Source organism: Bartonella sp. B1098, from assembly GCF_944896145.1.
Lineage (GTDB): Bacteria > Pseudomonadota > Alphaproteobacteria > Rhizobiales > Rhizobiaceae > Bartonella.
The window spans coordinates 26,518-48,630 of sequence record NZ_CALYLP010000004.1 but is presented as its reverse complement, the minus strand read 5'-3'; the positions used below and the strand labels follow the sequence as shown (position 1 = coordinate 48,630).

Annotated in this window: 21 protein-coding genes and 3 pseudogenes; 12 read left to right on the top strand and 12 right to left on the bottom strand. The window is 40.7% G+C overall.

All coding sequences use genetic code 11. From position 1 onward, the window contains the following. Nucleotides 1-200 precede the first annotated feature (200 nt). From NNJ85_RS07730 to NNJ85_RS07690, 8 genes are all read right to left on the bottom strand, one after another. Entirely contained in the window at nucleotides 201-566 is a 366-nt protein-coding gene (locus NNJ85_RS07730) for a helix-turn-helix domain-containing protein (RefSeq protein WP_254474987.1), read from the bottom strand. 795 nt (nucleotides 567-1,361) lie between these two features. Beyond that, complete coding sequence (locus tag NNJ85_RS07725) at nucleotides 1,362-2,405, bottom strand: tetratricopeptide repeat protein (protein WP_254474986.1); 1,044 nt, start codon at nucleotides 2,403-2,405, stop codon at nucleotides 1,362-1,364. A 1,200-nt stretch (nucleotides 2,406-3,605) separates the two neighbouring features. Then, the gene (locus NNJ85_RS07715; RefSeq protein ID WP_254474985.1) at nucleotides 3,606-3,974 is read right to left on the bottom strand and encodes a helix-turn-helix domain-containing protein; all 369 of its coding nucleotides are present in this window, start codon (nucleotides 3,972-3,974) and stop codon (nucleotides 3,606-3,608) included. 362 nt (nucleotides 3,975-4,336) lie between these two features. Continuing rightward, nucleotides 4,337-4,702, bottom strand: a complete 366-nt coding sequence (locus NNJ85_RS07710) for a helix-turn-helix transcriptional regulator (protein ID WP_254474983.1) — start codon at nucleotides 4,700-4,702, stop codon at nucleotides 4,337-4,339. A 362-nt stretch (nucleotides 4,703-5,064) separates the two neighbouring features. Beyond that, nucleotides 5,065-5,430 (bottom strand): helix-turn-helix domain-containing protein, encoded by a 366-nt coding sequence (locus tag NNJ85_RS07705; RefSeq protein WP_254474984.1) that lies wholly within the window; start codon nucleotides 5,428-5,430, stop codon nucleotides 5,065-5,067. A 364-nt stretch (nucleotides 5,431-5,794) separates the two neighbouring features. After that, nucleotides 5,795-6,160, bottom strand: coding sequence for a helix-turn-helix transcriptional regulator (locus tag NNJ85_RS07700; protein ID WP_254474983.1), 366 nt, complete (start codon nucleotides 6,158-6,160; stop codon nucleotides 5,795-5,797). 483 nt (nucleotides 6,161-6,643) lie between these two features. After that, nucleotides 6,644-7,411 carry a TIR domain-containing protein gene (locus tag NNJ85_RS07695; protein WP_254474981.1) on the bottom strand — a complete coding sequence of 256 codons (768 nt, stop codon included), beginning with the start codon at nucleotides 7,409-7,411 and terminating at the stop codon, nucleotides 6,644-6,646. Nucleotides 7,412-8,003: 592 nt separating this feature from the next. Beyond that, nucleotides 8,004-8,666, bottom strand: coding sequence for a thiamine phosphate synthase (locus tag NNJ85_RS07690; RefSeq protein ID WP_254474979.1), 663 nt, complete (start codon nucleotides 8,664-8,666; stop codon nucleotides 8,004-8,006). A gap of 147 nt (nucleotides 8,667-8,813) precedes the next feature. Between NNJ85_RS07690 and NNJ85_RS07685 the strand changes: the two genes are divergently transcribed. The 8 genes and pseudogenes from NNJ85_RS07685 to ybgC all read left to right on the top strand — a co-directional run bounded on the left by NNJ85_RS07685 (nucleotide 8,814) and on the right by ybgC (nucleotide 14,512). After that, the gene (locus NNJ85_RS07685) at nucleotides 8,814-9,956 is read left to right on the top strand and encodes an OpgC family protein (protein WP_254474977.1); all 1,143 of its coding nucleotides are present in this window, start codon (nucleotides 8,814-8,816) and stop codon (nucleotides 9,954-9,956) included. Nucleotides 9,957-10,157: 201 nt separating this feature from the next. Next, complete coding sequence (locus tag NNJ85_RS07680) at nucleotides 10,158-10,676, top strand: DUF1465 family protein (protein ID WP_254474976.1); 519 nt, start codon at nucleotides 10,158-10,160, stop codon at nucleotides 10,674-10,676. A 20-nt stretch (nucleotides 10,677-10,696) separates the two neighbouring features. Further along, nucleotides 10,697-10,962, top strand: a pseudogene (locus tag NNJ85_RS07675) (DUF1465 family protein); the annotation flags it as partial. A gap of 11 nt (nucleotides 10,963-10,973) precedes the next feature. Further along, nucleotides 10,974-11,177 (top strand): hypothetical protein, encoded by a 204-nt coding sequence (locus NNJ85_RS07670; RefSeq protein ID WP_254474975.1) that lies wholly within the window; start codon nucleotides 10,974-10,976, stop codon nucleotides 11,175-11,177. Between the two features lie 429 nt (nucleotides 11,178-11,606). Further along, nucleotides 11,607-12,122: a crossover junction endodeoxyribonuclease RuvC gene (gene ruvC / locus NNJ85_RS07665; RefSeq protein ID WP_254475178.1), complete on the top strand. Its 516-nt coding sequence runs from the start codon at nucleotides 11,607-11,609 to the stop codon at nucleotides 12,120-12,122. Nucleotides 12,123-12,135: 13 nt separating this feature from the next. Further along, complete coding sequence (gene ruvA, locus NNJ85_RS07660) at nucleotides 12,136-12,750, top strand: Holliday junction branch migration protein RuvA (protein ID WP_254474974.1); 615 nt, start codon at nucleotides 12,136-12,138, stop codon at nucleotides 12,748-12,750. Nucleotides 12,751-12,763: 13 nt separating this feature from the next. Next, nucleotides 12,764-13,855: a Holliday junction branch migration DNA helicase RuvB gene (ruvB, locus tag NNJ85_RS07655; RefSeq protein WP_254474973.1), complete on the top strand. Its 1,092-nt coding sequence runs from the start codon at nucleotides 12,764-12,766 to the stop codon at nucleotides 13,853-13,855. A gap of 216 nt (nucleotides 13,856-14,071) precedes the next feature. Continuing rightward, nucleotides 14,072-14,512, top strand: coding sequence for a tol-pal system-associated acyl-CoA thioesterase (gene ybgC, locus NNJ85_RS07650; RefSeq protein ID WP_254474972.1), 441 nt, complete (start codon nucleotides 14,072-14,074; stop codon nucleotides 14,510-14,512). A gap of 592 nt (nucleotides 14,513-15,104) precedes the next feature. On the opposite strand, the pseudogene NNJ85_RS07645 reads toward ybgC, so the two are convergent. The 3 genes and pseudogenes from NNJ85_RS07645 to NNJ85_RS07635 form a co-directional block, all read right to left on the bottom strand. After that, nucleotides 15,105-15,481 (bottom strand): annotated as a pseudogene (locus tag NNJ85_RS07645) (helix-turn-helix domain-containing protein). Nucleotides 15,482-15,803: 322 nt separating this feature from the next. Then, a complete protein-coding gene (locus NNJ85_RS07640) occupies nucleotides 15,804-15,977 on the bottom strand; it encodes a hypothetical protein (RefSeq protein ID WP_254474971.1) in 174 nt (57 codons plus the stop codon). 418 nt (nucleotides 15,978-16,395) lie between these two features. Next, a pseudogene (locus tag NNJ85_RS07635) lies at nucleotides 16,396-16,760 on the bottom strand (helix-turn-helix domain-containing protein). A 711-nt stretch (nucleotides 16,761-17,471) separates the two neighbouring features. Between NNJ85_RS07635 and tolQ the strand changes: the two are divergent. The 4 genes from tolQ to tolB all read left to right on the top strand — a co-directional run bounded on the left by tolQ (nucleotide 17,472) and on the right by tolB (nucleotide 21,647). After that, nucleotides 17,472-18,185: a protein TolQ gene (tolQ, locus tag NNJ85_RS07630; protein WP_254474970.1), complete on the top strand. Its 714-nt coding sequence runs from the start codon at nucleotides 17,472-17,474 to the stop codon at nucleotides 18,183-18,185. Between the two features lie 15 nt (nucleotides 18,186-18,200). Beyond that, nucleotides 18,201-18,653 (top strand): protein TolR, encoded by a 453-nt coding sequence (gene tolR, locus NNJ85_RS07625; RefSeq protein WP_254474969.1) that lies wholly within the window; start codon nucleotides 18,201-18,203, stop codon nucleotides 18,651-18,653. A 107-nt stretch (nucleotides 18,654-18,760) separates the two neighbouring features. Further along, entirely contained in the window at nucleotides 18,761-20,278 is a 1,518-nt protein-coding gene (locus NNJ85_RS07620; protein WP_254474968.1) for a cell envelope biogenesis protein TolA, read from the top strand. A 43-nt stretch (nucleotides 20,279-20,321) separates the two neighbouring features. Then, the gene (gene tolB, locus NNJ85_RS07615; protein ID WP_371923340.1) at nucleotides 20,322-21,647 is read left to right on the top strand and encodes a Tol-Pal system beta propeller repeat protein TolB; all 1,326 of its coding nucleotides are present in this window, start codon (nucleotides 20,322-20,324) and stop codon (nucleotides 21,645-21,647) included. A gap of 317 nt (nucleotides 21,648-21,964) precedes the next feature. Here the strand turns inward: tolB and NNJ85_RS07610 are convergent, their stop codons facing one another. After that, nucleotides 21,965-22,108, bottom strand: a complete 144-nt coding sequence (locus NNJ85_RS07610; protein ID WP_254474967.1) for a hypothetical protein — start codon at nucleotides 22,106-22,108, stop codon at nucleotides 21,965-21,967. Nucleotides 22,109-22,113: the final 5 nt, after the last annotated feature.

Here is a 22,113-nt window from a genome sequence, read left to right as displayed (position 1 = left end):
CCCTATTGGTCGCCGCGTATGCGACCAAAACACCCTTTTATTTATAAAGTAATTTCAGCAGATTGGCAATAAAAAACAGTTTTTTAAATGAGAAGCGCTGTGTGTTTTTATGAAAACAATAAAAGCATCCATATCGAGGGAGTATGGCTTTGAACAGCGCGTTTCGCTTTATAGAGAATGTGGTGCGCTCGTGCGTGGTGTTAGCTTGCATTCTCATCCATGATAAGCTGTAGAATGGCTCTTTGTTTTATCGAGGTGAGCGTTCTAAACCTTTTGAGCAGCAGGTATTCTTCAGTGTTCGAGATGACTTCATCATGGTGGTATGGAGGCTGTTGTTTTGTGATGATATCGGCATAAAAAAAGGAAATCGGAACATTCAAAATATCGGAAATTTGCATTAAACGCCCCGCGCTTACACGATTTAAGCCGTTTTCATATTTTTGAATTTGTTGGAAACTTATTCCTAAAGCATCCCCTAAGGTTTTTTGAGACATTTTGAGTATTCTTCGTCTTAAGCGAATTTTTTTGCCGACCAAAAGATCAATATTAAGATTTTGAGATTGCATTGCTCCCCACCGGTTGCGAGCGCCCTCGCATGAGTATTCCGGGAGTCTAAAACACTGACCTCGAATCAGCATTTTGCTTTTAGTGCGTAAGACGCACCTGGACATAGCAAAATCTCCCGGAATTCCGGGATACCCGCAAAGCGGGACAAATTAATATACGAGGTTTCGGGTTTTAGAGCCCTATTGGTCGTTGCGTAGGCGACCAAAACACCTTTTAATGTGTAGAGTAATTTCAGGGAATTGGCAATAAAAAACAGTTTTTTGAATAAGAAGCGGTGTGTTTTTTTTATGAAAGTAATAAAAGCACCCATATCGAGGGAGTATGGCTTTGAACAGTGCATATCGCGTTATTGAGAGTGTGGTGTGCACTATCACATGAGGTTAGATTGCATTGTCCCCACCGGTTGCGAGCGCCTCTTATGCGTATTCCGGGAGCTTGAAAGTACTGAAATCTAATCAGCTTTTTTTGCTTTTAGTGCTGGTAAACACCTGGACATAGCAAAATCTCCCGGAATTCCAAGATACTCGCAAAGCGGGACAAATTAATGTACGAGTTTTCGGGTTTTAGAGCTCTGCGTATGCGACCAAAATACCTTTTAATGTGTAAAGTAATTTCAGGAAGTTTACAATAAAAAACGGTTTTTTAAACCAGAGGCGGTGTTTTTCTCATGCAATCAAAAAGAAGGCAGTGCTCTTTTGATCCTCTGATCTTTCCATATCTGGAGGATAAATATTTTACAAGCGGATAGCTTATTTTGTGCATTGGATAGTGTTCAGTAAATGATACAGGGCGTTTTAAAAAACGGGAAGGAGCTTTATTGCTTCTTTGCGTGCCTTTTCTTGTTGTTTTTTGTCCATACCTTGGAGCATTCTTTCAAGATCAGGGGCTTGCATTTTTGCTTCTTTCGCAAGCATATACCATGCTGCTGCCATGATCGTATCACCTTTTGTTCCGATGCCGTCTCGATAAAGTCTTGCAAGAGAAATTTGGGCGGAGGCAACCATGTTTCTGGCATTGTGAAGCAGCAAATGAAAAGCACGATCAAAATCTCTTGCGCCTCCACGGCCCTCTATCAGCCATTGTGCTAAATGAAGTTGAGCTTTTAAGTGGTTGTTTTGAGCCGCAACTTCCATGAGCCTGCGGGCATTACGATCATCCTTTGGTCGAGTTAACGTGCCTAGGGAAAGAATGTTTGCCGCCGCAAAAGCCGCTTCAGCATCCCCAAGAGCAGCCCCTTTTAAGTGCCATTTTAAGGCTTGCTCGATGGCTTCATTTTCACGGCTTGGAGAAGAAACGCCGGGAAGATTCTGTTTTTCCAGGGAGGCTTTATAAAGAAGCAGTTGTCCATAATAAAAATAAGCTTCCTTGACACCTGCCTTGACAGCTTTTCGAATAAATTGTTCACCAAGTTCCTGATTTTGTTTTACAAAATGACCATCAAACAACATAAGCCCATAGCGAAGTTGTGCTTGGGGTTCCCCTTGTTTGGCGGCACGTTCAAACCATAAAGCAGCCTGCGCTCCATTAATAGGAACAGCACATCCTTCCATATAAATTCGGGCAAGAAGCGTTTGCGCAAAAGGATCATTTTTTTCAGCACGTCGAAGAGCTTCTCGAAAAGCTTTTAAATAATAGCCTTGGATGTAATAGTCATAGGCTTGGTCATAGTCTCCAGCTTTTAAGGGGTGAAAAGGTTCTTCTGGGGGGGAAGATTCTTGAATCGTATTGAAAGAGTGTTCAAAACTTGCCGATTCATTAGTGTTGCCAGCGGAATTTACAACAGAACTTGTAAGCTCTACTATTCCTAGGATAAGCAGTTTAACACCTTTCTTGATCATCGATATCTCCTCCTCATTATCGATCAGAATTTTCACATTTTTTTTTCATCATTACAAGCCGTATCAGAATTCCATTGCTCACTTATTTTTCATTTCAGTTAAGGGAGGTTTTTAGGTCCCTTTATAAAGATAGCATAAACGTTGATCAGAACCAGACTGTTTTAAACAGTGCTTTTTTAAACAACAATAATGAAAGAATGACCCAGAGAGGTGACCTTCTCTTATCAAGACTTTATCACCCCAAAATAAAAAAGCGATTATGATGAGGATACTTTTTAAAATACACAATGAATTGCTTATAAAAAACACGAAATGTTGAGAAAAAGAGAGCGTGTAGGAGCACTTGTTAGAGCCGTTAAAATGAGGTGCAAATTTCTTTATCTTTTGCAAAAACTTTTAAGTCTTTACGTTTGAAATAGAGAGAATGTCCATATTCAAAGAGCGGGTTTATTTATTCTGATAAATACGTAGATAATAACTTGGTTCTCCCGACCAATCATACTGAAGCACAGAAATTATACGTCCATCATCCTTTGGTGTTTGTATGTAAAACAACCCCACACCCATGTTTTGTTGCTTTTGGGGTTGATCTGTATAAATCACATTCTATCCCGTTTGCCGCGACAGATCGATAAATAAAGGCGTAAAGTTGTCTATTGTATCACTTTATAAGAGGGGAAGTGTGGTTGGATTGATTGGTAAAGATCTTTTGATATCGTTAGAAAAATCGTTTGCGATTAATCTCGTCTCCCTCTCCTTCGACACAAGATTTTCATCAACATAATTCGATACATAGTTCCTCGGAGATGCACAACCAGCCGCTAACAAAAGTTGTGACAGAAATAAATATTTTAACATCTCCATTCCCCCTCTATCATTTTTCCTTTTTCTGACTCGTTTTTTCTTAAGAAAGTTCTTGCACAAGGATAAGACAAGCACCTTTTCTATCGTTAGACTATCACGTATTGGTATCTCATCAAGTTTTTATTCATCAATATTTACACATTGTTTAAAAAACTGCCATCATCTTTCATGGTATTTAAAACTTATGCTTAACAGACAAAGTCAAATGATTGCATGGGGGGCTCTTGCAGATTGATCCAATAAATTTTCAAGCGCTGCTCTTTTGGGGGATGTTTGTGATGTATGAAGATGCACAGAGTCTGTAGGGTGAACAGAGCCTGTCGTATTCACGTGATATTAAAAGCTTTCATTGGGTTCTGAAAGTAATTGTAAAATGGCTCTTTGTTTTATTGAGGTGAGCGTTCTAAACCTTTTGAGCAGCAGGTATTCTTCAGTGTTCGAGATGACTTCATCGTGATGGTGTGGAGGCAGTTGTTTTGTGATGATATCGGCATAAAAAAAGGAAATCGGAACATTCAAAATATCGGAAATTTGCATTAAACGCCCCGCGCTTACACGATTTAAGCCGTTTTCATATTTTTGAATTTGTTGGAAGCTTATTCCTAAAGCATTCCCTAAAGCTGTTTGAGACATTTTGAGTATTCTTCGTCTTAAGCGAATTTTTTTGCCGACCAAAAGATCAATATTAAGATTGTTGGTTTGCATTTTACCCTCCCGCCGGTTGCGAGCGCCCTCGCATGAGTATTCCGGGAGTCAAAAATACTGAACCTAAATCAGCTTTTTTGCTTTTAGTGCTGGTAAGCACCTGGACATAGCAAAAACTCCCGGAATTCCGGGATACCCACAGAGTGGGGAAAATTCATGTTTAGGTTTTCGGGTTTTTGAATCCCTATTGGTCGCCGCGTATGCGACCAAGACACCTTTTAATGTGTAAAGTAATTTTAGAAAATTTACAAATAAAAATAGTTTTTTTAATGAAAGATGATGCGTTTTGCGTGAAAGCAATAAAATAACCACATTGAGGGAGGCTTTGAACAGAGCGTGGTGTGCACCGCTATCGAATGATGTTAGCTTGCATGTTCATCCATGATGAGCTGTAAAAAAGCTTTCCTTTTTACAGTGGTGAGCGTTCTAAATCTTTTGAGTAGCAGATATTCTTCAGTGTTCGAGATGACTTCGTCGTGAGGGTAGGGTGCATGTTGTTTGGTGGCGATATCGGCATAAAAAAAGGAAATCGGAACAGTCAACATATCGGAAATTTGCATTAAATGTCCTGCGCTTACGCGATTTAAGCCGTTTTCATATTTTTGAATTTGTTGGAAGCTTATTCCTAAAGCGTTTCCTAAAGTTGTTTGAGACATTTTGAGCCTTTTTCGTCTCAAGCGAATTCTTTTGCCGACCAAAAGATCAATATTAAGATTGTTGGTTTGCATTTTACCCTCCCGCCGGTTGCGAGCGCCCTCGCATGAGTATTCCGGGAGTCAAAAATACTGAACTCAAATCAGCTTTTTTGCTTTTAGTGCTGGTGAGCACCTGGACATAGCAAAAACTCCCGGAATCCCGGGATACCCACAGAGTGGGGAAAATTCATGTTTGAGTTTTCGGGTTTTTGAATCCCTATTGGTCGCCGCGTATGCGACCAAAACACCTTTTAATGTGTAAAGTAATTTCAGAGGATTGGCAATAAAAAACAGCTTTTTTAATGAAAGGTGATGTGTTTTGCGTGAAAGCAATAAAATAACCACATTGAGAGAGGCTTTGAACAGAGCGTGTTTTGCGTCGCTATCGAATGATGTTAGCTTGCATGTTCATCCATGATGAGTTGTAAAAAGGCTTTCCTTTTTACAGTGATGAGCGTTCTAAATCTTTTGAGTAGCAGATATTCTTCAGTGTTCGAGATGACTTCGTCGTGAGGGTAGGGTGCATGTTGTTTGGTGGCGATATCGGCATAAAAAAAGGAAATTGGAACATTCAAAATATCGGAAATTTGCATTAAACGCCCCGCGCTTACGCGATTTAAGCCGTTTTCATATTTTTGAATTTGTTGGAAGCTTATTCCTAAAGCGTTTCCTAAAGTTGTTTGAGACATTTTGAGCCTTTTTCGTCTCAAGCGAATTCTTTTGCCGACCAAAAGATCAATATTAAGATTGTTGGTTTGCATTTTACCCTCCCGCCGGTTGCGAGCGCCCTCGCATGAGTATTCCGGGAGTTAAAAACACTGAGTCCGAGTCAGCATTTTGCTTTTAGTGCTTTTGGCACCTGGACATAGCAAAATCTCCCGGAATTCCGGGATACCCACATCAGTGGGTTCATTTTTATGTATCGGACCTTAGGGTTTTTAATCCCCGTTGATCGTTGCGTATACGATCAAAAATACCTTTTAATGTGTAAAGTAATTTTAGAAAATTTACAAATAAAAAACAGCTTTTTTAATGAAAGATGATGCGTTTTGCGTGAAAGCAATAAAATAACCACATTGAGGGAGGCTTTGAACAGAGCGTGGTGTGCACCGCTATCGAATGATGTTAGCTTGCATGTTCATCCATGATGAGCTGTAAAAAAGCTTTCCTTTTTACAGTGGTGAGCGTTCTAAATCTTTTGAGTAGCAGATATTCTTCAGTGTTCGAGATGACTTCGTCGTGAGGGTAGGGTGCATGTTGTTTGGTGGCGATATCGGCATAAAAAAAGGAAATCGGAACAGTCAACATATCGGAAATTTGCATTAAATGTCCTGCGCTTACGCGATTTAAGCCGTTTTCATATTTTTGAATTTGTTGGAAGCTTATTCCTAAAGCGTTTCCTAAAGTTGTTTGAGACATTTTGAGCCTTTTTCGTCTCAAGCGAATTCTTTTGCCGACCAAAAGATCAATATTAAGATTGTTGGTTTGCATTTTACCCTCCCGCCGGTTGCGAGCGCCCTCGCATGAGTATTCCGGGAGTTAAAAACACTGACTTGATTCAGCATTTTGCTTTTAGTGCTGGTAAGCACTTGGACATAGCAAAATCTCCCGGAATTCCAGGATACCCGCAAAGCGGGGCAAATTTATGTATCAAGTCTTCGGGTTTTTAATCCCTATTGGTCGTTGCGTATGCGACCAAGACACCTTTTAATGTGTAAAGTAATTTTAGAAAATTTACAAATAAAAATAGTTTTTTGACTTATAAAATTTGTTTTTTGAATGAGAGGTTATTCTTACCTCTCAACCCCTCTGGAACGAGTCCCAAAATCACGACATTAGACCCCGTGTTTGTTGAGAGGGGTAAAAAGAAGGAAAAAAGTAGAGTTATTTTGCGCATTGGATATTGGCTTGCTGGAAGCAAATTTATAGGCAAACGGCATGTGTTTAGAGACTAAAGATAAGTGTTATGCAAATTTAACGTGATGCAAGAGTAATTGCTTTTGGATCTAAAGTGAAACCAGCTTCCATTAAGTGGTCGGCAAGTGTTGGAACTGTTTCTTTTACATGTTCTTTAAAAGGAGTGTATATAATTCCCTGAGCATCTGAAGGGATCTCAACGTGTTGTTTTCTTAGAATAGCGACATTTTTTCGAGTAAGCGCGGTGATTAACATACCCATTTCGAGAATGACATTTTGTCGCGCACGGGGTTGTGCTGTGTCTGCATTGGCAGTTTTGACATAGCCCATATCATCGGGAGTAAGAAGTACAATACCAAATCTTATAGAACTGCTTGGCTTACAGATTTCTTTTTCTAAAGCCTCAATGATAGTTAAACCATTACTGCTCGTATTTTTTAAAATGTATGGGTTGAGCCCAAGTTTGAGAAGAATAAGTTCAAGTTGCTCTAGGGCAGTATGATCATGACCGTGAACGATAAAAATTTTTTTATCTGAGACATCGGAAGGCGTTTTTGGAATGTTGGAAAGAATTATTGGGGAAGGAGGCGTTGATGTTTCTTCTAGATATGGCGTTAAATCTTCTTTTAGCTTTTTCGCAGCTAAGTCTTTACCTTGAATTTGAAGTGTTCCTGTACTTCCATACCAATTAATAATTCCTCCACTAGAGGTTCTGATCTGATATCCTCCAGAAGAATTAAGTGATAGGAATTTAATTTCTTTGATTTTAACTCCAGCCTTGCAAACTATATCGTTGAGGTCTTCGAAGGTTCCGCTATATTTCACTGTTTATTTCTTTCCATTTATAATGCTAGATATTATAATAAGTGACGATTTATTTATATAACCATTTGAATTTAAAGAGATTTATAATTTTTATTTTCTTAAACTATGCACAAGAAAGACGGTCACCTTCCATTTTATTGATTGAAACGTGGGAAAAATTTGACTGAATGATGGGAAACTTTACGGTGTAATGAAGCGATCTGATTAAATTGTGGATGAATGAAACGAATTTTTCTCCTATTTATATATTGCATTACGTATTTTATATAAGTAACACAAAAGTCAGCACTTTATTTATGAATTCCTCTCTTATGTTACAAGGGGAGATTTTGCATTTTTTTTTGCATTGTTTCAAGCAGGGGCAAGGGAGTGTTGTTCCCTAAAATGATTTCGTTCACGGCAATGAATTTACAGGCGGTCTCTTCATCAAAACTTGCGCAATCGTTTGCTATTTAAAAAAGGGGGGGGGCGGTTCTTTTTAGTCTATAGAATGTGCGTGTCTGTAAGGTGTGGTGGGGTGGGGCGCGTGTTTTGAGTATGCTTTAATCTGGGGGCTTTTTCCTTTACAAGAAAAGTTGTAAAGGGAGGCGCTTTACAAGGGGGCGTTTTTACATTTTTCGTGGCAAAGTTGAAGCAGAACCAAGGGGGTGTCATGGGTAAAGATGACTTCTTCCACAGCAATGAATTCACAGCCCGTCTTTAAGGCTTCATCAAAATTTGCAAAATCGCTGCCTGCTTGAATAATGGCGGGGGGTTCCATAATCTCTGACCACCATGTGGCTAACTGAAGATTGCGTGGGTGCGCTTGGGGTTTTTTATCAGCTCCTAATTTGCCAAAGAGAAGATAATCAACGCCTGTTTCTGCTGCAAGCATAGCACTATGGCGATTGCGTAGATTGCCAAAGCCGATGATTTTTTGTTCCTTTTGCTGATTTTTAAAGCTTTCAAGAGCGTTAAGATCATCTTCTATGTGCAATCCATCAGCCTTTATGCGTCCAGCAATGCGACTGTCACCAGCGATAAGAAGAGCGGCGTCATTGTTTTGAATATCTTCTGCGTAAGTTTGAGCCTGTTTTTGTAAAAAAGAGCCATCATCTTTCTGCTGTTCAGAATCGTAAAGGATGACACAGGCAAAAGACTTTGTTTGCAAAATGGGACGCAAAAAGCCGTGTGGAATATTGCGTCGAATATCAAGTGTTAAAACCAATTGAGGGAAAAGAGGGGTTTCAATCGGTTTATTTTTTTGTTGTGTCATGCCATATCTCTGATTTTTGTAAAAAAATAAATACTTAAAAAGAAACTTGACTCTTAAAAGTTAAAGTTTCATCCTACCTCGTTTGCGATAAAGGTAACCACCATTTTTATGTGATTTCAAAGTTTTGTGATGCGTGGGGATCCATTTATGAAATACCAAGCCGTTGTTGATCATAAGACGCAGCCTTTTCGTCGTGATACACGCATTGATGTTTTTCGTTCTTTAGCCTTATTGACGATTTTTATCAACCATATTCCCGGAACACTCTATGAGCATATAACCCATAAAAATTTTGGCTTTTCTGATTCTGCAGAAGTTTTTGTTTTGCTTTCAGGCGTTTCGCTGGGCTTAAGTTTTCATGCGCGGTTACAGAAAAAGTCTTTTTCCTTCATTGTGCGTAAACTTTGGTACAGGGCTTTGCAGCTCTATGGCGCATATCTTTTGACCACTTTTGTCACGTTAAGCTTGTTTTTAGGAGCCTTTTTCTTATGGAGAACAGAAAAACTGTTAGCGATGAATAATGTGGGGCTTTTTGTTACACAACCGCTTATAGCATTTTTGCATAGCTTAAGCTTGGGGCATCAATTAGGCTATAATAATATTCTGCCGCTTTATATGGTTTTGATGTTTTTTGCGCCTTTTATCCTATATTTGAGTTGTAAACAGACAAAGTGGCTGCTTTTGGGCTCATTTATACTTTATCTCATCTGTGGATTTTATAAAATTGCGCCCCCTTCTTATCCTATAGAGGGAAAATGGTTTTTAAATCCTTTGTCTTGGCAATTCTTGTTTGTCATAGGTTTGACCAGCACTTTAGCGCTTAAAAAAGGAAAAACAATCGCTTTTCAGTCTTTTTGGGTGGTTTGTGCGGCAGGCTATCTCTTGGTGGCACTGTTATGGGTTCGCTTAAATTGGTGGGGCGTTTTGGGTTGGTTGGGCTGGTCTTCTCCGTTGCTCAACTTTAATAAAACCTTTTTAAGTTTGCCGCGTTTGCTCCATGTTCTGGCATTATCTTTTCTTATTCTTTCGTTGCCGCGCGTCAATAAATGGTTTGCTGTTTCAGAACAACATCCTTTAGCAATCCTAGGAAAACATAGTTTACCGGTCTTTGTAACAGGAACTATTTTTGCCATGTTTGGACAAATTATCAAAATAGTGATGACAGGAACGTTTTTTTCCGATAGCCTCTTAATGATAACGGGCATCGCTCTGCAATTTGGAGTCGCCTATTATTGTGAAAAACGGCGGTCTTTACAGGAGGCTTTTTCAAGAAAACTGATCCGCTTATAAGAAAAACGCGGTCCCGTGATCCTTGTTTGGCTGCGTTAACCTTAGTATAAAAAGCGCATTGCACAAAAAAATTAAAAGAGGTAGTCATTTCAAAAAAAAAGCATTCTATACAGCAACAAAAGAAACTTTTTAAGACTCTGTTCGTTGAGTGATATAATATTGAGCGGTGTGGTTTTGTGCTGATCCTTGGAGTATAAAAGCGTGAGCGTACATAAACGTCCCTATGATGAACCTATTATCATGATTGAGCATAATGCTTTTGAAAATGCTTTTAATCGTCTCTATGAAGAGACAATGGCGCTGATTGAAAAAACAGCAGCCTATATCGATTCAGAAGGGAAAGTCGTCGCGCGTTCCCTTTCGACAGAAATTTCTGCACTCTATGCAAAGGAGGCGATGTATTTAAGTACAAGACTGATGCAAATTGCCTCTCAACTCCTTCTTCTTCGAGCAGAGCGCGAAGGGGAAATGTCATCAGAACAAATGAAAAAAGAAATCGTTAAAGTTTCCCTTCAGACACCGACATTGGAACTTGAAACCCCTCATTGGAACGAACTCCCAGAAATTTTTCGCCAATTTGTTGCTCATTCACTGCGTTTAGAAGCTCGTATAAAGTATATGCGCGCAGGATGGGAAGCGGCGGCTTCCTGTACTTTAGAAGATGAAAATCCAGTAGGAAAACAAATCGAATTACTCAAAACAGCCTTTGGGCGTTCTTAGAGGATATTCTCTTGGTTTTTCGCGAAGGGGAAATGTCATCAGAACAAATAAAAAAAGAAATCGTTAAAGTTTCCCTTCAGACACCGACATTGGAACTTGAAACCCCTCATTGGAACGAACTCCCAGAAATTTTTCGCCAATTTGTTGCTCATTTACTCTCGTTTGAGAGGCTCGCATAAAATCTATGCGCGCGGGGTGGGAAGCGGCGACTTCTAGTACTTTAGAAGATGAAAATCTGCTGGCAAAACAAATCGAATTACTCAAAACAGCCTTTGGGCGTTCTTAGAGGATATTCTCTTGGTTTTTCGCGAAGGGGAAATGTCATCAGAACAAATAAAAAAAGAAATCGTTAAAGTTTCTCTTCAGACACCGACATTGGAACTTGAAACCCCTCATTGGAACGAACTCCCAGAAATTTTTCGCCAATTTGTTGCTCATTTACTCTCGTTTGAGAGGCTCGCAAAAATCTATGCGCGCGGGGTGGGAAGCGGCGGCTTCTAGTACTTTAGAAGATGAAAATCTGTTGGCAAAACAAATCAACATGGGTGGGTATAACGTAAAAAGACTCGGTGGCGTATATACGATCCAGAGAGGAGAATTTTTATACTTATGAATGTATGGATCCTCTCTTTGCTCGTTTGAGATGGTTTAATCATTATGACATTGGAGATGAGATAGAAGGGGGAGATGAGATAGAAGGGGGAGATGAGATAGAAGGGGCGTTTTTATACTTTTCTTTTGCTTCCTTGTCAGGTGTGAGGGGTTTTGTTTGATGGCATTTTTAGTCTTATAAAGCTGCTGTTTTTTCGGGTGTTATACGGCATAAATCATGATACATGCTCCTCTTTTTACGGGTTTTATGTTTTACTGCTGTTTTCTTTGTGGGCGAGCCTTTATTCAAAAGGGGGAAAAGTGTATAAACTGGAATTTATGGCAGAGACGATTCGTATTATAGGCATTGATCCCGGACTACGGTATACTGGATGGGGCGTTATCGATCTTGCGGGTAATCGTCTTCAGTTTGTTGCTGCAGGGACAGTTTCTTCCGATGTAAAGTGTGATCTGGCTTCCAGACTCTGTCAGATCCATAAAGGTCTTTCAGAGGTTGTGCATCAATTTATGCCTCATGAAGCTGCGGTGGAACATGTGTTTGTCAACAAAGATGCCACGGCAACTTTAAAACTTGGGCAAGCACGTGCGATTGCACTGCTGGTTCCTGCGCAGGCAAAGTGTCCTGTTTTTGAATATGCACCCAACAAAGTAAAAAAATCGGTTATTGGTGTTGGACATGGGGCGAAAGAACAAATTCATATGATGGTAAAAGTTTTACTCCCACGGGCTGAATTTGATAGCAATGATGCCGCTGATGCCCTTGCGCTTGCTCTTTGTCATAGCATGCATCGTAAGAGGATTGAGCAATCTTATCAGGCAAGGGTGGAGATATGATTGGGGCGACAACATGATTGGCAAATTAAAGGGTACGCTTGAACATATCTTTGAAGATTATATCGTGCTTGATGTTCATGGTGTGGGGTATGTTGTTTTTATTTCAAATCGGTTGCGTCCTTCTTTGCCTTCTGTTGGGGAGGCGTTAAGCCTCTTTATTGAAACGCATGTTCGGGAAGAGGCAATCCGCCTTTTTGGTTTTGCAACAAGAGCTGAGCAGGAGTGGTTTTGTATGCTCCAAAATGTTCCAGGCGTAGGGGCTAAGGTTGCCTTAGCAATCTTGGGCACTTTATCGCCAGATGAACTCGCACAAGCTATTGCTTTAAACGATGGGGCGATGATTAGTCGAGCGCCAGGCGTTGGTAAAAAAGTTAGTGAAAGAATTGTGGGTGAGTTGAAAAGTAAAACGCTTCCCTTTGAACAGGCGGTCAAGACTGTTTCAATTCCGCAGCATGAGAGGGCTAATCAACCTGCGCAGGATGCGCTTTCCGCTTTGATGAAGCTAGGCTTTGAACGTGAGCAAGCAGCCAGGGCTCTTGCTCTGGCGATGAACGCCCTTGAGGGGGAAGCTGTTTCTTCTACCCTCTTGATCCGCCATAGTCTCAAATTGCTTTCTTCTCCTACTTAAATAAAAGGTAACAATGCATAAAGATGAAGATCAACGCCTTTTAGAGGCTGCGCCCCTTCCCAACGATCCGGATCGTTCCTTAAGACCACAAGTTCTCGATGACTTTATCGGGCAAGAAGCAGCGCGGGCTAATTTAAAGATATTTATTGAAGCCGCAAAAACTCGGAAAGAAGCGTTGGATCATGTTTTGTTTGTAGGACCACCGGGACTGGGAAAAACAACGCTTTCACAGATTATGGCAAAGGAATTAGGCGTTAATTTTCGCTCTACTTCAGGACCGGTCATTGCTAAAGCAGGAGATTTAGCCGCTCTCTTGACCAATCTTGAAGAACGCGATGTCTTGTTTATTGATGAAATTCATCGCTTAAATCCAGCAATCGAGGAAATTCTTTATCCAGCTATGGAAGATTATCAACTCGATTTGATCATTGGGGAGGGGCCGGCAGCACGCTCGGTTAAAATTGATCTGGCTAAATTTACTTTAGTGGCGGCAACCACACGGTTGGGGCTTTTGACCACACCGCTTAGAGACCGTTTTGGCATCCCTATTCGTCTTAATTTTTATACGATAGAGGAATTGGAATATATTGTGCAGCGTAATGCGCGGCTTTTTGCCGTCAAGATCAGTGATGATGGCGCCCATGAAATTGCACGTCGAGCACGTGGAACTCCGCGTATCGCTGGACGGCTTTTACGGCGCGTTTGTGATTTTGCTTTGGTCAAACAGGCAAAACAAATTGATCGAAAAATCGCCGATGAAGCGCTTTCGCGCCTTGAAGTGGATTATCTTGGGCTTGATCCGCTTGACCGGCGTTATTTGCTGCTGATTGCGGAAACTTTTTTAGGAGGACCGGTAGGCATTGAAACCATTGCGGCTGCTTTATCAGAACCACGCGATGCGATTGAAGATATTGTTGAGCCATATCTTCTCCAACAAGGTTTTATTCAAAGAACGGCTCGAGGACGCATTCTTACGGAAAAGGCGTGGAGCCATTTAGGACTTGCTGCGCCTGCTTCAACATCGATACAAAAGCGTACGCAACTTTCTGATGCTCAAGACAATGCATCACTTCAGACAACTTTATGGGATGGGGAAGAGGACTAAGGCATCTTTTTAATAAGAACTGTGCGGATGATTTATCTCAAGCTCTTATAAGGACAAGAAGAACGCCTCTGGTTCTTGTGTTTTCACCGAAAAGGTTTAGAACGATAGGGGGGATTTTGTGCTTTTTCTTTTCACAACTTCAACACAAAAATATGTTCAATCTTTTGATTGATAAACAATTTTCTAACTTAAATGATTTTATGGGACATGAAGTCAATGACAGAAGTAATGCCTTTCAAGAGCGATCATAAAAATGCTTTTCATAATTTTCAGGTGCGCGTTTATGTGGCTGATACAGATTTTTCCGGTGTGGTTTATCATGCGCGTTATCTGGAATTTTTTGAACGGGGACGTTCAGAATTTTTACGGGAAACAGGTTTTAATAATAAAATGTTAGCTGCAGGGGGGGAGGGGGAAAAACTGTTTTTTGTTGTGCGTCATATGGAAATTAGTTTTTTACGACCAGCCCAAATTGATCATCTTTTAGTTGTTAAAACACGTGTTAATCATGTCCAAGGAGCACGCTTTTTTATGGAGCAATCTATTGTGCACGAGGCGACCACGTTGGTAACAGCGAAAGTTGAAATTGCTCTGATTAATGAGGAGGCAAAACCGCGACGTTTACCCAAAGAGCTGTTTGCAAAAATGCTTGGTTAAAACTCTTGTATGTTGAATATACAACAGTTTTATTGATAATGATAAGATAGGGTTATTCAATTTAAATGAGAACCGTGGATGGTGTAAAATTTTCTCATTTCAAATTCTTTTGTGAATTCACCAAAATCATTTTCTTGCATGTCACATTTTTTTCTTGTTACAGGCAGGGTTGATGGGTGGAGATAAAAAGGATTGAGAAAGGCATAAAATGCCTTTTATAAAGCGTTTTAAGTGGCAGGATTGATCGCAAATTTTGAGCTGGAAACGCTTATCCTATCATGCCGTAAAACACTGCTCTTTGGACGGTGATCATTGGGTAATGTAAGGGGCTTCATGTGAAAGTGGGGGGTGAATATTTTTAGGGAAAGATTTGCGGGCTGGGGAACACTCTTCTTTGAGAGACAGTGATAATCCTATGAAATAATAAGCTGAGAAATCCGCTAGCATCAGAAGTCAGCGTTTTGACAGACCAGTGTTTATAGAATGGTGCGGAGGATAGTTTCGTTTACTGATTTCTGTCAAAATGAAAAAGCATAAAAACGTGGATCTGTAAAAATGAAATAAAGGATTGGAGTTTTGTGTGTGCTTTTGCTTAATCGGAAATTAACCACCAAATTGCCTTTTGTTTTTTAGGGTGGAGTTCTCTAAAATTTCTCAAAAGGGCGTGTTCTTTTTCGCTATAGATTTCTTGATCATCGTGTGAGGGAGGTTCTTTTGTGGGGTTATCTTCTTTTGTAGCAATAATATCCGCATAAAAAAAGCTCATTGGAACTTCCAGTAGATTGGCAATTTCTAGCAAACGTCCTGCGCTTACACGGTTTAACCCTTTTTCGTATTTTTGGATTTGTTGGAAACTGACACCTAAAGAATTCTCTAATTCTTTTTGAGAAAGCTTCATTGACATTCTTCTATGACGAATTCTTTTGCTTGATAAGAAATATCATTAAAATGTGAATTTTTGGTTTGCATTTTGCACCCCCACCGGTTGCGAGCGCCCTCGCATGAGTATTCCGGGAGGTTGAAAATACTGAACTCGAATCAGCTCTTTGCTTTTAGTGCTAGTAAGCACCTGGACATAGCAAAAGCTCCCGGAATTCCGGGATACCCACATAGTGGGACAAATTCATGTACGAGTTTTCGGGTTTTCAACTCCCTATTTGACCGTTGCGTGGACGATCAAAAACACAAGCTCATCAATAAAGTACTTTCAAGAGTTTGGCAAGACAAATTAAAACGTTGGCTATGCTATTATACTGTAAAATAGTACTATTTGAGAGGTGGAAATCTAAAGTCAATGAGAGGGAATTCGCTTTAAAGAAAGCTGGCGTATTGACGGATTATTGTTTGCAAAACGGTATGGGGATGAATATTTTGCTTGCTGCTTTGAGAAAGCTTCATTGATATTCTCCGATGACGAATTCTTTTGCCGATAAATATCGTTAAAATGTGAATTTTTGGTTTGCATGTTAAGCCCCCCGCCGGTTGCGAGCGCCCTCGCATTGGTATTCCGGGAGTAGTAAAGGACTGAGTTCAGTTAGCTTTTTTGCTTTTAGTGTTGAGAAACACTTGGACATGGCAAAAACTCCCGGAATTCCACATACTCGAAAAGCGGGTTCATTTTTACGTTAAAGCTTAGATTTTTCAGAGCTCTTTTGATTATCGAGTATGCGATTAAAACACCTTTTAATTCCTAAAGCCATTTCAGAAGATTGGCAATAAAAAACGGCTTTTTTCATGAGAGGCGGGGTGTTTACAAGTCATAAAGCGCTACAATGAAGGTTGTTCTTTTACCAAATTCCCATGAATGCTTATTGAAGAGAGCATGTAGGCTCTATGAGTGCGTATCGCGTTATAGAGAATGTGTTGTATGCTATCGCATGATGTTAGTTTGCATTCTCATCCATGATGAGTTGTAAAATAGCTTTTTGTTTTATCGAGGTGAGCGTTCTAAACCTTTGAAGCAGCAGGTATTCTTCACTGCTGGAGATGATTTCATCGTGAGGGTAGGGGAACTGTTGTTTTGACATGATCTCCGCATAAAAAAGGCAATCGGAACATGCAAAATATTAGCAATGTGCATTAAACGCCCTGCGCTTACACGATTTAAGCCGTTTTCATATTTTTGAATTTGTTGGAAACTTACGCCTAAAGCATCCCCTAAGGTTTTTTGAGACATTTTCAGCATTTTTCGTTTTAAGCGAATTTTTTTGCCGACCAAAAGATCAATATTAAGATTTTGAGATTGCATTGCTCCCCACCGGTTGCGAGCGCCCTCGCATGAGTATTCCGGGAGTTAAAGGTACTGAGCTCTAGTCAGCTTTTTGCTTTTAGTGCTGAGATGCACCTGGACATAGCAAAATCTCCCGGAATCCCGGGATATCCACAACAGTGGATTTATTTGTACGCTAGAGCTTAGGACCTTTAATCCCTCTTGATCGGTGCGTAGACGATCAAAATATCTTTTGATTGATAAAGTACTTTAAGGAGATTGGCAAGACAAATTAAAACATTAGCTATTCTATTATACTGTAAAATGGGGTTGTTTGAGAGGCGGGGATTTGAAGCCAATAGAGGGAATTCGCTTTAAGGAAAGCTGGCGTAGATTATTGTTTGCAAAACGGTGCGAGGTTAGAAATTTTGTCTTTTACAGTGAGGGGGGAAAGTCAAGATGGTGGAGCATTCTTTTCATAAACGGGGGGATTGGGTTTTATCCTTCATAGGTATTGATGAAGGGGGCGGCTTTAGGGTGATCTTGCATAAATGTCTTTGTGAGAGAGAGGGGAGATGTCTTGAGAGATGTCTTTGATGATCACTTTTTAAAGAAATTTAAGAAACAGGTCTTGTTTTCGTGCATGGATTTATGTGAGACTAAAATTTTTTACTTAAATTTAGAAACTATAAAACAATCTGTTTTATAAAATTTTAAGAAGTGCACCTTTCATTTAGAGGGACAAAAATTATGCCGCATGGTGAACTAATGAATCCGGAAACAATGGGAATGTTGCATTTGTTTATGCAAGCAAGTCTCGTCGTTAAAGTTGTTATGGTTGGGTTGCTGCTTGCTTCCGTCTGGAGTTGGGCCATTATTTTTGATAAAATTTTTACCTACCGGAGAATACGGCGTGAAATCAAACAATTTGAACGGACATTTTGGTCTGGCAAAGCGCTAGAGGATCTTTATGTCACCTGTAAGAGTCACCGTACCAATAGCATATCTGCTGTTTTTATGGCAGCAATGGCTGAATGGAAAAAATCTCTTGAAAAAGGAACCCATACTTCGATCAGTTTGCAGAGCAGAATTGATAAGGCGATGGATCTAACACTGGGACGTGAAAGTGAAAAAATAGAATCAAAGTTAAGTTTTCTTGCAACACTGGGATCTGCAGGACCCTTTATCGGTCTTTTTGGAACAGTGATTGGTATTATGGAGTCTTTTCTTTCTATTTCTGCTTCTCAAAATACATCTCTTGCCATTGTCGCACCAGGGATTGCAGAAGCACTTTTGGCAACGGCTATTGGTTTGTTTGCGGCAATTCCAGCCGTTATTGCCTATAATAAATTGACCCATGAAAGTGCACGCATCATTGCACAAATAGAAAATTTTGCCGATGAATTTTCAACAATTGTCTCACGGCGTATTGATGAAACACGTACGGCACCTTCCTCTTTATAAAAAGGAGCTTATCCCGTGGGAATTTCTGTTTCTTCTTCTTCTCAAAAAAATACACGGAGGCGGCATCATTCACGAAGCCAACTGATGAGTGAGATTAATGTCACCCCTTTTGTGGATGTCATGTTGGTGTTGCTTATTATTTTTATGGTCTCTGCTCCCCTTTTGGTGAACGGTGTTCCTTTGGATTTACCACGCAGTCAAGCGGGGCCCGTCCGCGCACAAAAAACACCCCTTACAGTTTCACTGGATGCGCAAGGGCGCTTTGCCATTCATCAAGATTATTATGAAAGTTCACAAGCGTTGATTGCACAGCTTAAAACTCTTCTAAAAGCGGATCCTACACAAAAAGATCAACGAATTTTTGTGCGGGTTGCTAAAACTGTTGAATATCAACAAGTCTTAAAATTGCTCGCAGATATTCAAAAAGCAGGGTTTTCTCAAGTTGCGTTAGCAAGTCTAGCACAATAAATAACGGACAATAACATTGTCCATAACTATTTGTTTTTAAATGTTTTTAAAGAGTGCAGCGTGATTAAAAGTGAAAAAAATACAAGGTATCAATTAAGGCATAAAGAATGAACAAAGACTCTTATCATAGTATGAAACGAGGCTTGGCTTTATCCCTTGTGGTCCATGTTATTTTTCTCGGTTGGGGTGTTGTTCAGTTTACAAACTCTGTTTCTTTGCCACAACCCTTGGAAGCAATTCCCATCACTCTTGCGCCTGTGAGCGAAGAGTTTTCCTCTCAACAAGGCGATGTAAAAGCGCCACTCCATGCAATTCCTGCTGTTAAACCAACCACTGCCCCCCAAGAGATAGAAGATGCTCGCCATATTGGAGAAGGACAACGAGATAGTCTTGCGCCTTTCCAACCAAAGGAAAAGCCGCGCCCCGTTGAGACAACACTGCCGCCGCCAAGCAATCCCTCAGAACCATCTAAACTTACAGAATCAGTCGAAGCAAAAACAGAGGATATTTCAAAAGCGGCAGAGGAAACTCCCAAGCTTGCACCTGAGATGCCTGTAGAAGCGGTGGAGGAAGCCCCCAAGCTTGCACCTGAGATGCCTGTAGAAGCAGTGGAGGAAGCCCCCAAGCTTGCGCCTGAGATGCCTGTAGAAGCGGTGGAGGAAGCCCCCAAGCTTGCGCCTGAGATGCCTGTAGAAGCAGTGGAGGAAGCCCCCAAGCTTGCACCTGAGATGCCTGTAGAAGCAGTGGAGGAAGCCCCCAAGCTTGCGCCTGAGATGCCTGTAGAAGCGGTGGAGGAAGCCCCCAAGCTTGCACCTGAGATGCCTGTAGAAGCAGTGGAGGAAGCCCCCAAGCTTGCACCTGAGATGCCTGTAGAAGCGGTGGAGGAAGCCCCCAAGCTTGCACCTGAGATGCCTGTAGAAGCAGTGGAGGAAGCGTCTAAGACTGTGCCTCAGCCTGCGCACAAAAATGAAGAGAGGGTATTGCCGAAAGAATTAGCTCCAACGGTACAAAAGGCACCAGCAGAGCAGGTTGTTCAGCAAGCGCCTAAAATTGCACTTCCAGAAAAACCTCTTCTTCCGCAGTTTAAACCAAAATTTAATGAAGAATTTCCAATGAAGAATGATGGGGCTGCATTGAAGCAAAAGACACCAGAGCTTAACAAGAAAAATCAAGAGAAACAAACTATCGAAGATATTTTGGCACTGGAAGAAAATAATTTGCTCAATCGTGCGCGCTCACAAGGAGGGGGAGCAAAACGTTCTCATACACTAGAAGCAATGGGGGCAAGAAAAAATATCAATGATATCACAAAAATGGCACAAACATTGGTCAGTATTGCGGGGGGTTGTATTCAACAGAAGCTTAAACTTGTGGCGCTTGGTGGCGATTTAAAAAACCGTCCCATCGTGCGGTTGCGTTTTTACTTAGACCGTGAAGGGATGGTTATGGGGGAGCCTATCATTGATCCTGTAAGCGGTCTTGAGAGCCAACAGGCGATTATGATAAGGCAGGTGTACGCGGCTGTCTTTTCATGCCAACCTTATGCAGATCTTCCTCGTGATCAATATGACCTGTGGGGGCAGGGTTTTGACTTTAATGTTGACCCTCTCCAAGAAATAAGATGATAAATGAGAGAAATTAAATTCGCTTAATGAAAGGACACATTCCATGATGACTATAACAAAACATAAAGTTTTTAGGTGGTTTATAGTCACTTGCAGTTTGTGGCTTTCAAGTTTCTCATCGGTTTATGCGCAATTGAAAGGAACAATTTCTAGCGCTGATTTTAATCCCATTCCCATTGCAATTACAGATTTTATCTCCAATGATTCGATCGGGTTGAAAATATCTGCTGTGGTGACAGCCGATCTTGAACGGTCGGGGCTTTTTTTACCACTTGATAAGGAACATTTTTTTGAAAAAATTTCTAATCCGAATAAACAACCACATTTTGCTTCATGGCAGAAAATAAAAGCGCAAGGTTTGGTGACGGGGCAAGTCATGAGAGAAAACGACGGACGTTTGAGAGTCGATTTTCGTCTATGGGATGTTTTTGGACAGCGACAATTGAAAGGACGACGTTTTTATACCGCGACAGAACGTTGGCGGCGTGTAGCCCATATGATCGCTGATGAGATCTACAGTGAAATGACAGGAGAAAGTGGCTATTTTGATACAAGAATTGTTTTTATCGATGAAACAGGTCCGCAAAATGCACGCATTAAACGTTTAGCTATGATGGATCAAGATGGCGCAAATTTGATTTATATGTCTGATGGAAGTGAGTTGGTGCTTACACCGCGTTTTTCACCCAAAAGGCAAGAAATTACCTATATGGCTTATGAGGATAATCAAATCCCTCATGTTTATCTCCAACAAATTGAAATGGGGCAAAGAGAGTTGATTGGAACGTTTCATAACATGACAATTGCGCCGCGTTTTTCTTCTGATGGACAAAAAGTCATCATGAGTTTATTGCAAAATGATGGAAGTGCGAATCTTTACACCATGGATTTGCGGACCCGTACAATGACGCGGCTGACAACAACTGCTGCCATTGATACCTCCGCTTCTTATTCACCAGATGGAACACAAATCGTCTTTTCCTCAGATCGTAGTGGAAAGCCGCAAATCTATAAAATGAATGCCGATGGCAGTGATATTCAGCGTATTTCTTTAAACGAGGGCAGTTATTCGACACCCATTTGGTCGCCACGGGGTGACTATATCGCCTTTACAAAACAATTAAGCGGACAATTTTCTATCGGTGTTATGCGCCCTGATGGACAAGGAGAACGAATTTTAACCACAGGGTTTCATAATGAAGGACCGACTTGGGCCCCCAATGGTCGTGTGTTGATGTTCTTTCGTAAAAACCCCGGTATGGGACCCAAAATCTATACCATTGATATTACGGGACGCAATGAACGTCAACTCCCTACACCCAATGATGCTTCTGATCCAGCATGGTCGCCATTGCTCAATATACAATAAAAAAATGCTTGATCAAAAGATAAAAACAGAAAAGAAATATCAGTCTACACAATCTCAATGGTCTTTAATCAGTTTAAAGAACGCACTTGTGAGAGGAGGCATGGGAGCTATCAATTTCATCCAGCATCGGCTGTTGTTTATCGATAGTCGAGTTTTCTTGAGACGAAAACGTTTTTTTAAAAATAATTCCTTATGGTTTACAGATCAGATGGGAGTGAAATTTTCATCCCTTGAGAGGAGGGAGGAAAGGGGACTCTTTAAAAACAAAGAGAGAGGCTATAGGGATAATCTTTGGGATATTTAAGAAAAGCGTGAGACTACAGAGTCTTAGCCTTTATCATCAAAACTGTTGAGCGTTCAAGGAGGCTTGCTTTATGCTTTCTTTGTTCTTCAATTCGCTTTTTGGGGCCATCGGTTCTATTTTTGCGATTGATTGATTGTGGTTTTTTGGGCGCTACCAATGATT

Bases quoted from the DNA above. Each gene is read 5' to 3' on its own strand.
- ybgC (WP_254474972.1), top strand. From the start codon at position 14,072: ATGACAGAAGTAATGCCTTTCAAGAGCGATCATAAAAATGCTTTTCAT.
- NNJ85_RS07700 (WP_254474983.1), bottom strand. From the start codon at position 6,160: ATGCAAACCAACAATCTTAATATTGATCTTTTGGTCGGCAAAAGAATT.
- ruvC (WP_254475178.1), top strand. From the start codon at position 11,607: ATGGCAGAGACGATTCGTATTATAGGCATTGATCCCGGACTACGGTAT.
- NNJ85_RS07685 (WP_254474977.1), top strand. From the start codon at position 8,814: ATGAAATACCAAGCCGTTGTTGATCATAAGACGCAGCCTTTTCGTCGT.
- ruvA (WP_254474974.1), top strand. From the start codon at position 12,136: ATGATTGGCAAATTAAAGGGTACGCTTGAACATATCTTTGAAGATTAT.
- tolQ (WP_254474970.1), top strand. From the start codon at position 17,472: ATGCCGCATGGTGAACTAATGAATCCGGAAACAATGGGAATGTTGCAT.
- NNJ85_RS07730 (WP_254474987.1), bottom strand. From the start codon at position 566: ATGCAATCTCAAAATCTTAATATTGATCTTTTGGTCGGCAAAAAAATT.
- NNJ85_RS07725 (WP_254474986.1), bottom strand. From the start codon at position 2,405: ATGATCAAGAAAGGTGTTAAACTGCTTATCCTAGGAATAGTAGAGCTT.
- NNJ85_RS07710 (WP_254474983.1), bottom strand. From the start codon at position 4,702: ATGCAAACCAACAATCTTAATATTGATCTTTTGGTCGGCAAAAGAATT.
- NNJ85_RS07690 (WP_254474979.1), bottom strand. From the start codon at position 8,666: ATGACACAACAAAAAAATAAACCGATTGAAACCCCTCTTTTCCCTCAA.
- tolB (WP_371923340.1), top strand. From the start codon at position 20,322: ATGATGACTATAACAAAACATAAAGTTTTTAGGTGGTTTATAGTCACT.
- NNJ85_RS07620 (WP_254474968.1), top strand. From the start codon at position 18,761: ATGAACAAAGACTCTTATCATAGTATGAAACGAGGCTTGGCTTTATCC.
- ruvB (WP_254474973.1), top strand. From the start codon at position 12,764: ATGCATAAAGATGAAGATCAACGCCTTTTAGAGGCTGCGCCCCTTCCC.
- NNJ85_RS07715 (WP_254474985.1), bottom strand. From the start codon at position 3,974: ATGCAAACCAACAATCTTAATATTGATCTTTTGGTCGGCAAAAAAATT.
- NNJ85_RS07705 (WP_254474984.1), bottom strand. From the start codon at position 5,430: ATGCAAACCAACAATCTTAATATTGATCTTTTGGTCGGCAAAAGAATT.
- NNJ85_RS07640 (WP_254474971.1), bottom strand. From the start codon at position 15,977: ATGCAAACCAAAAATTCACATTTTAACGATATTTATCGGCAAAAGAAT.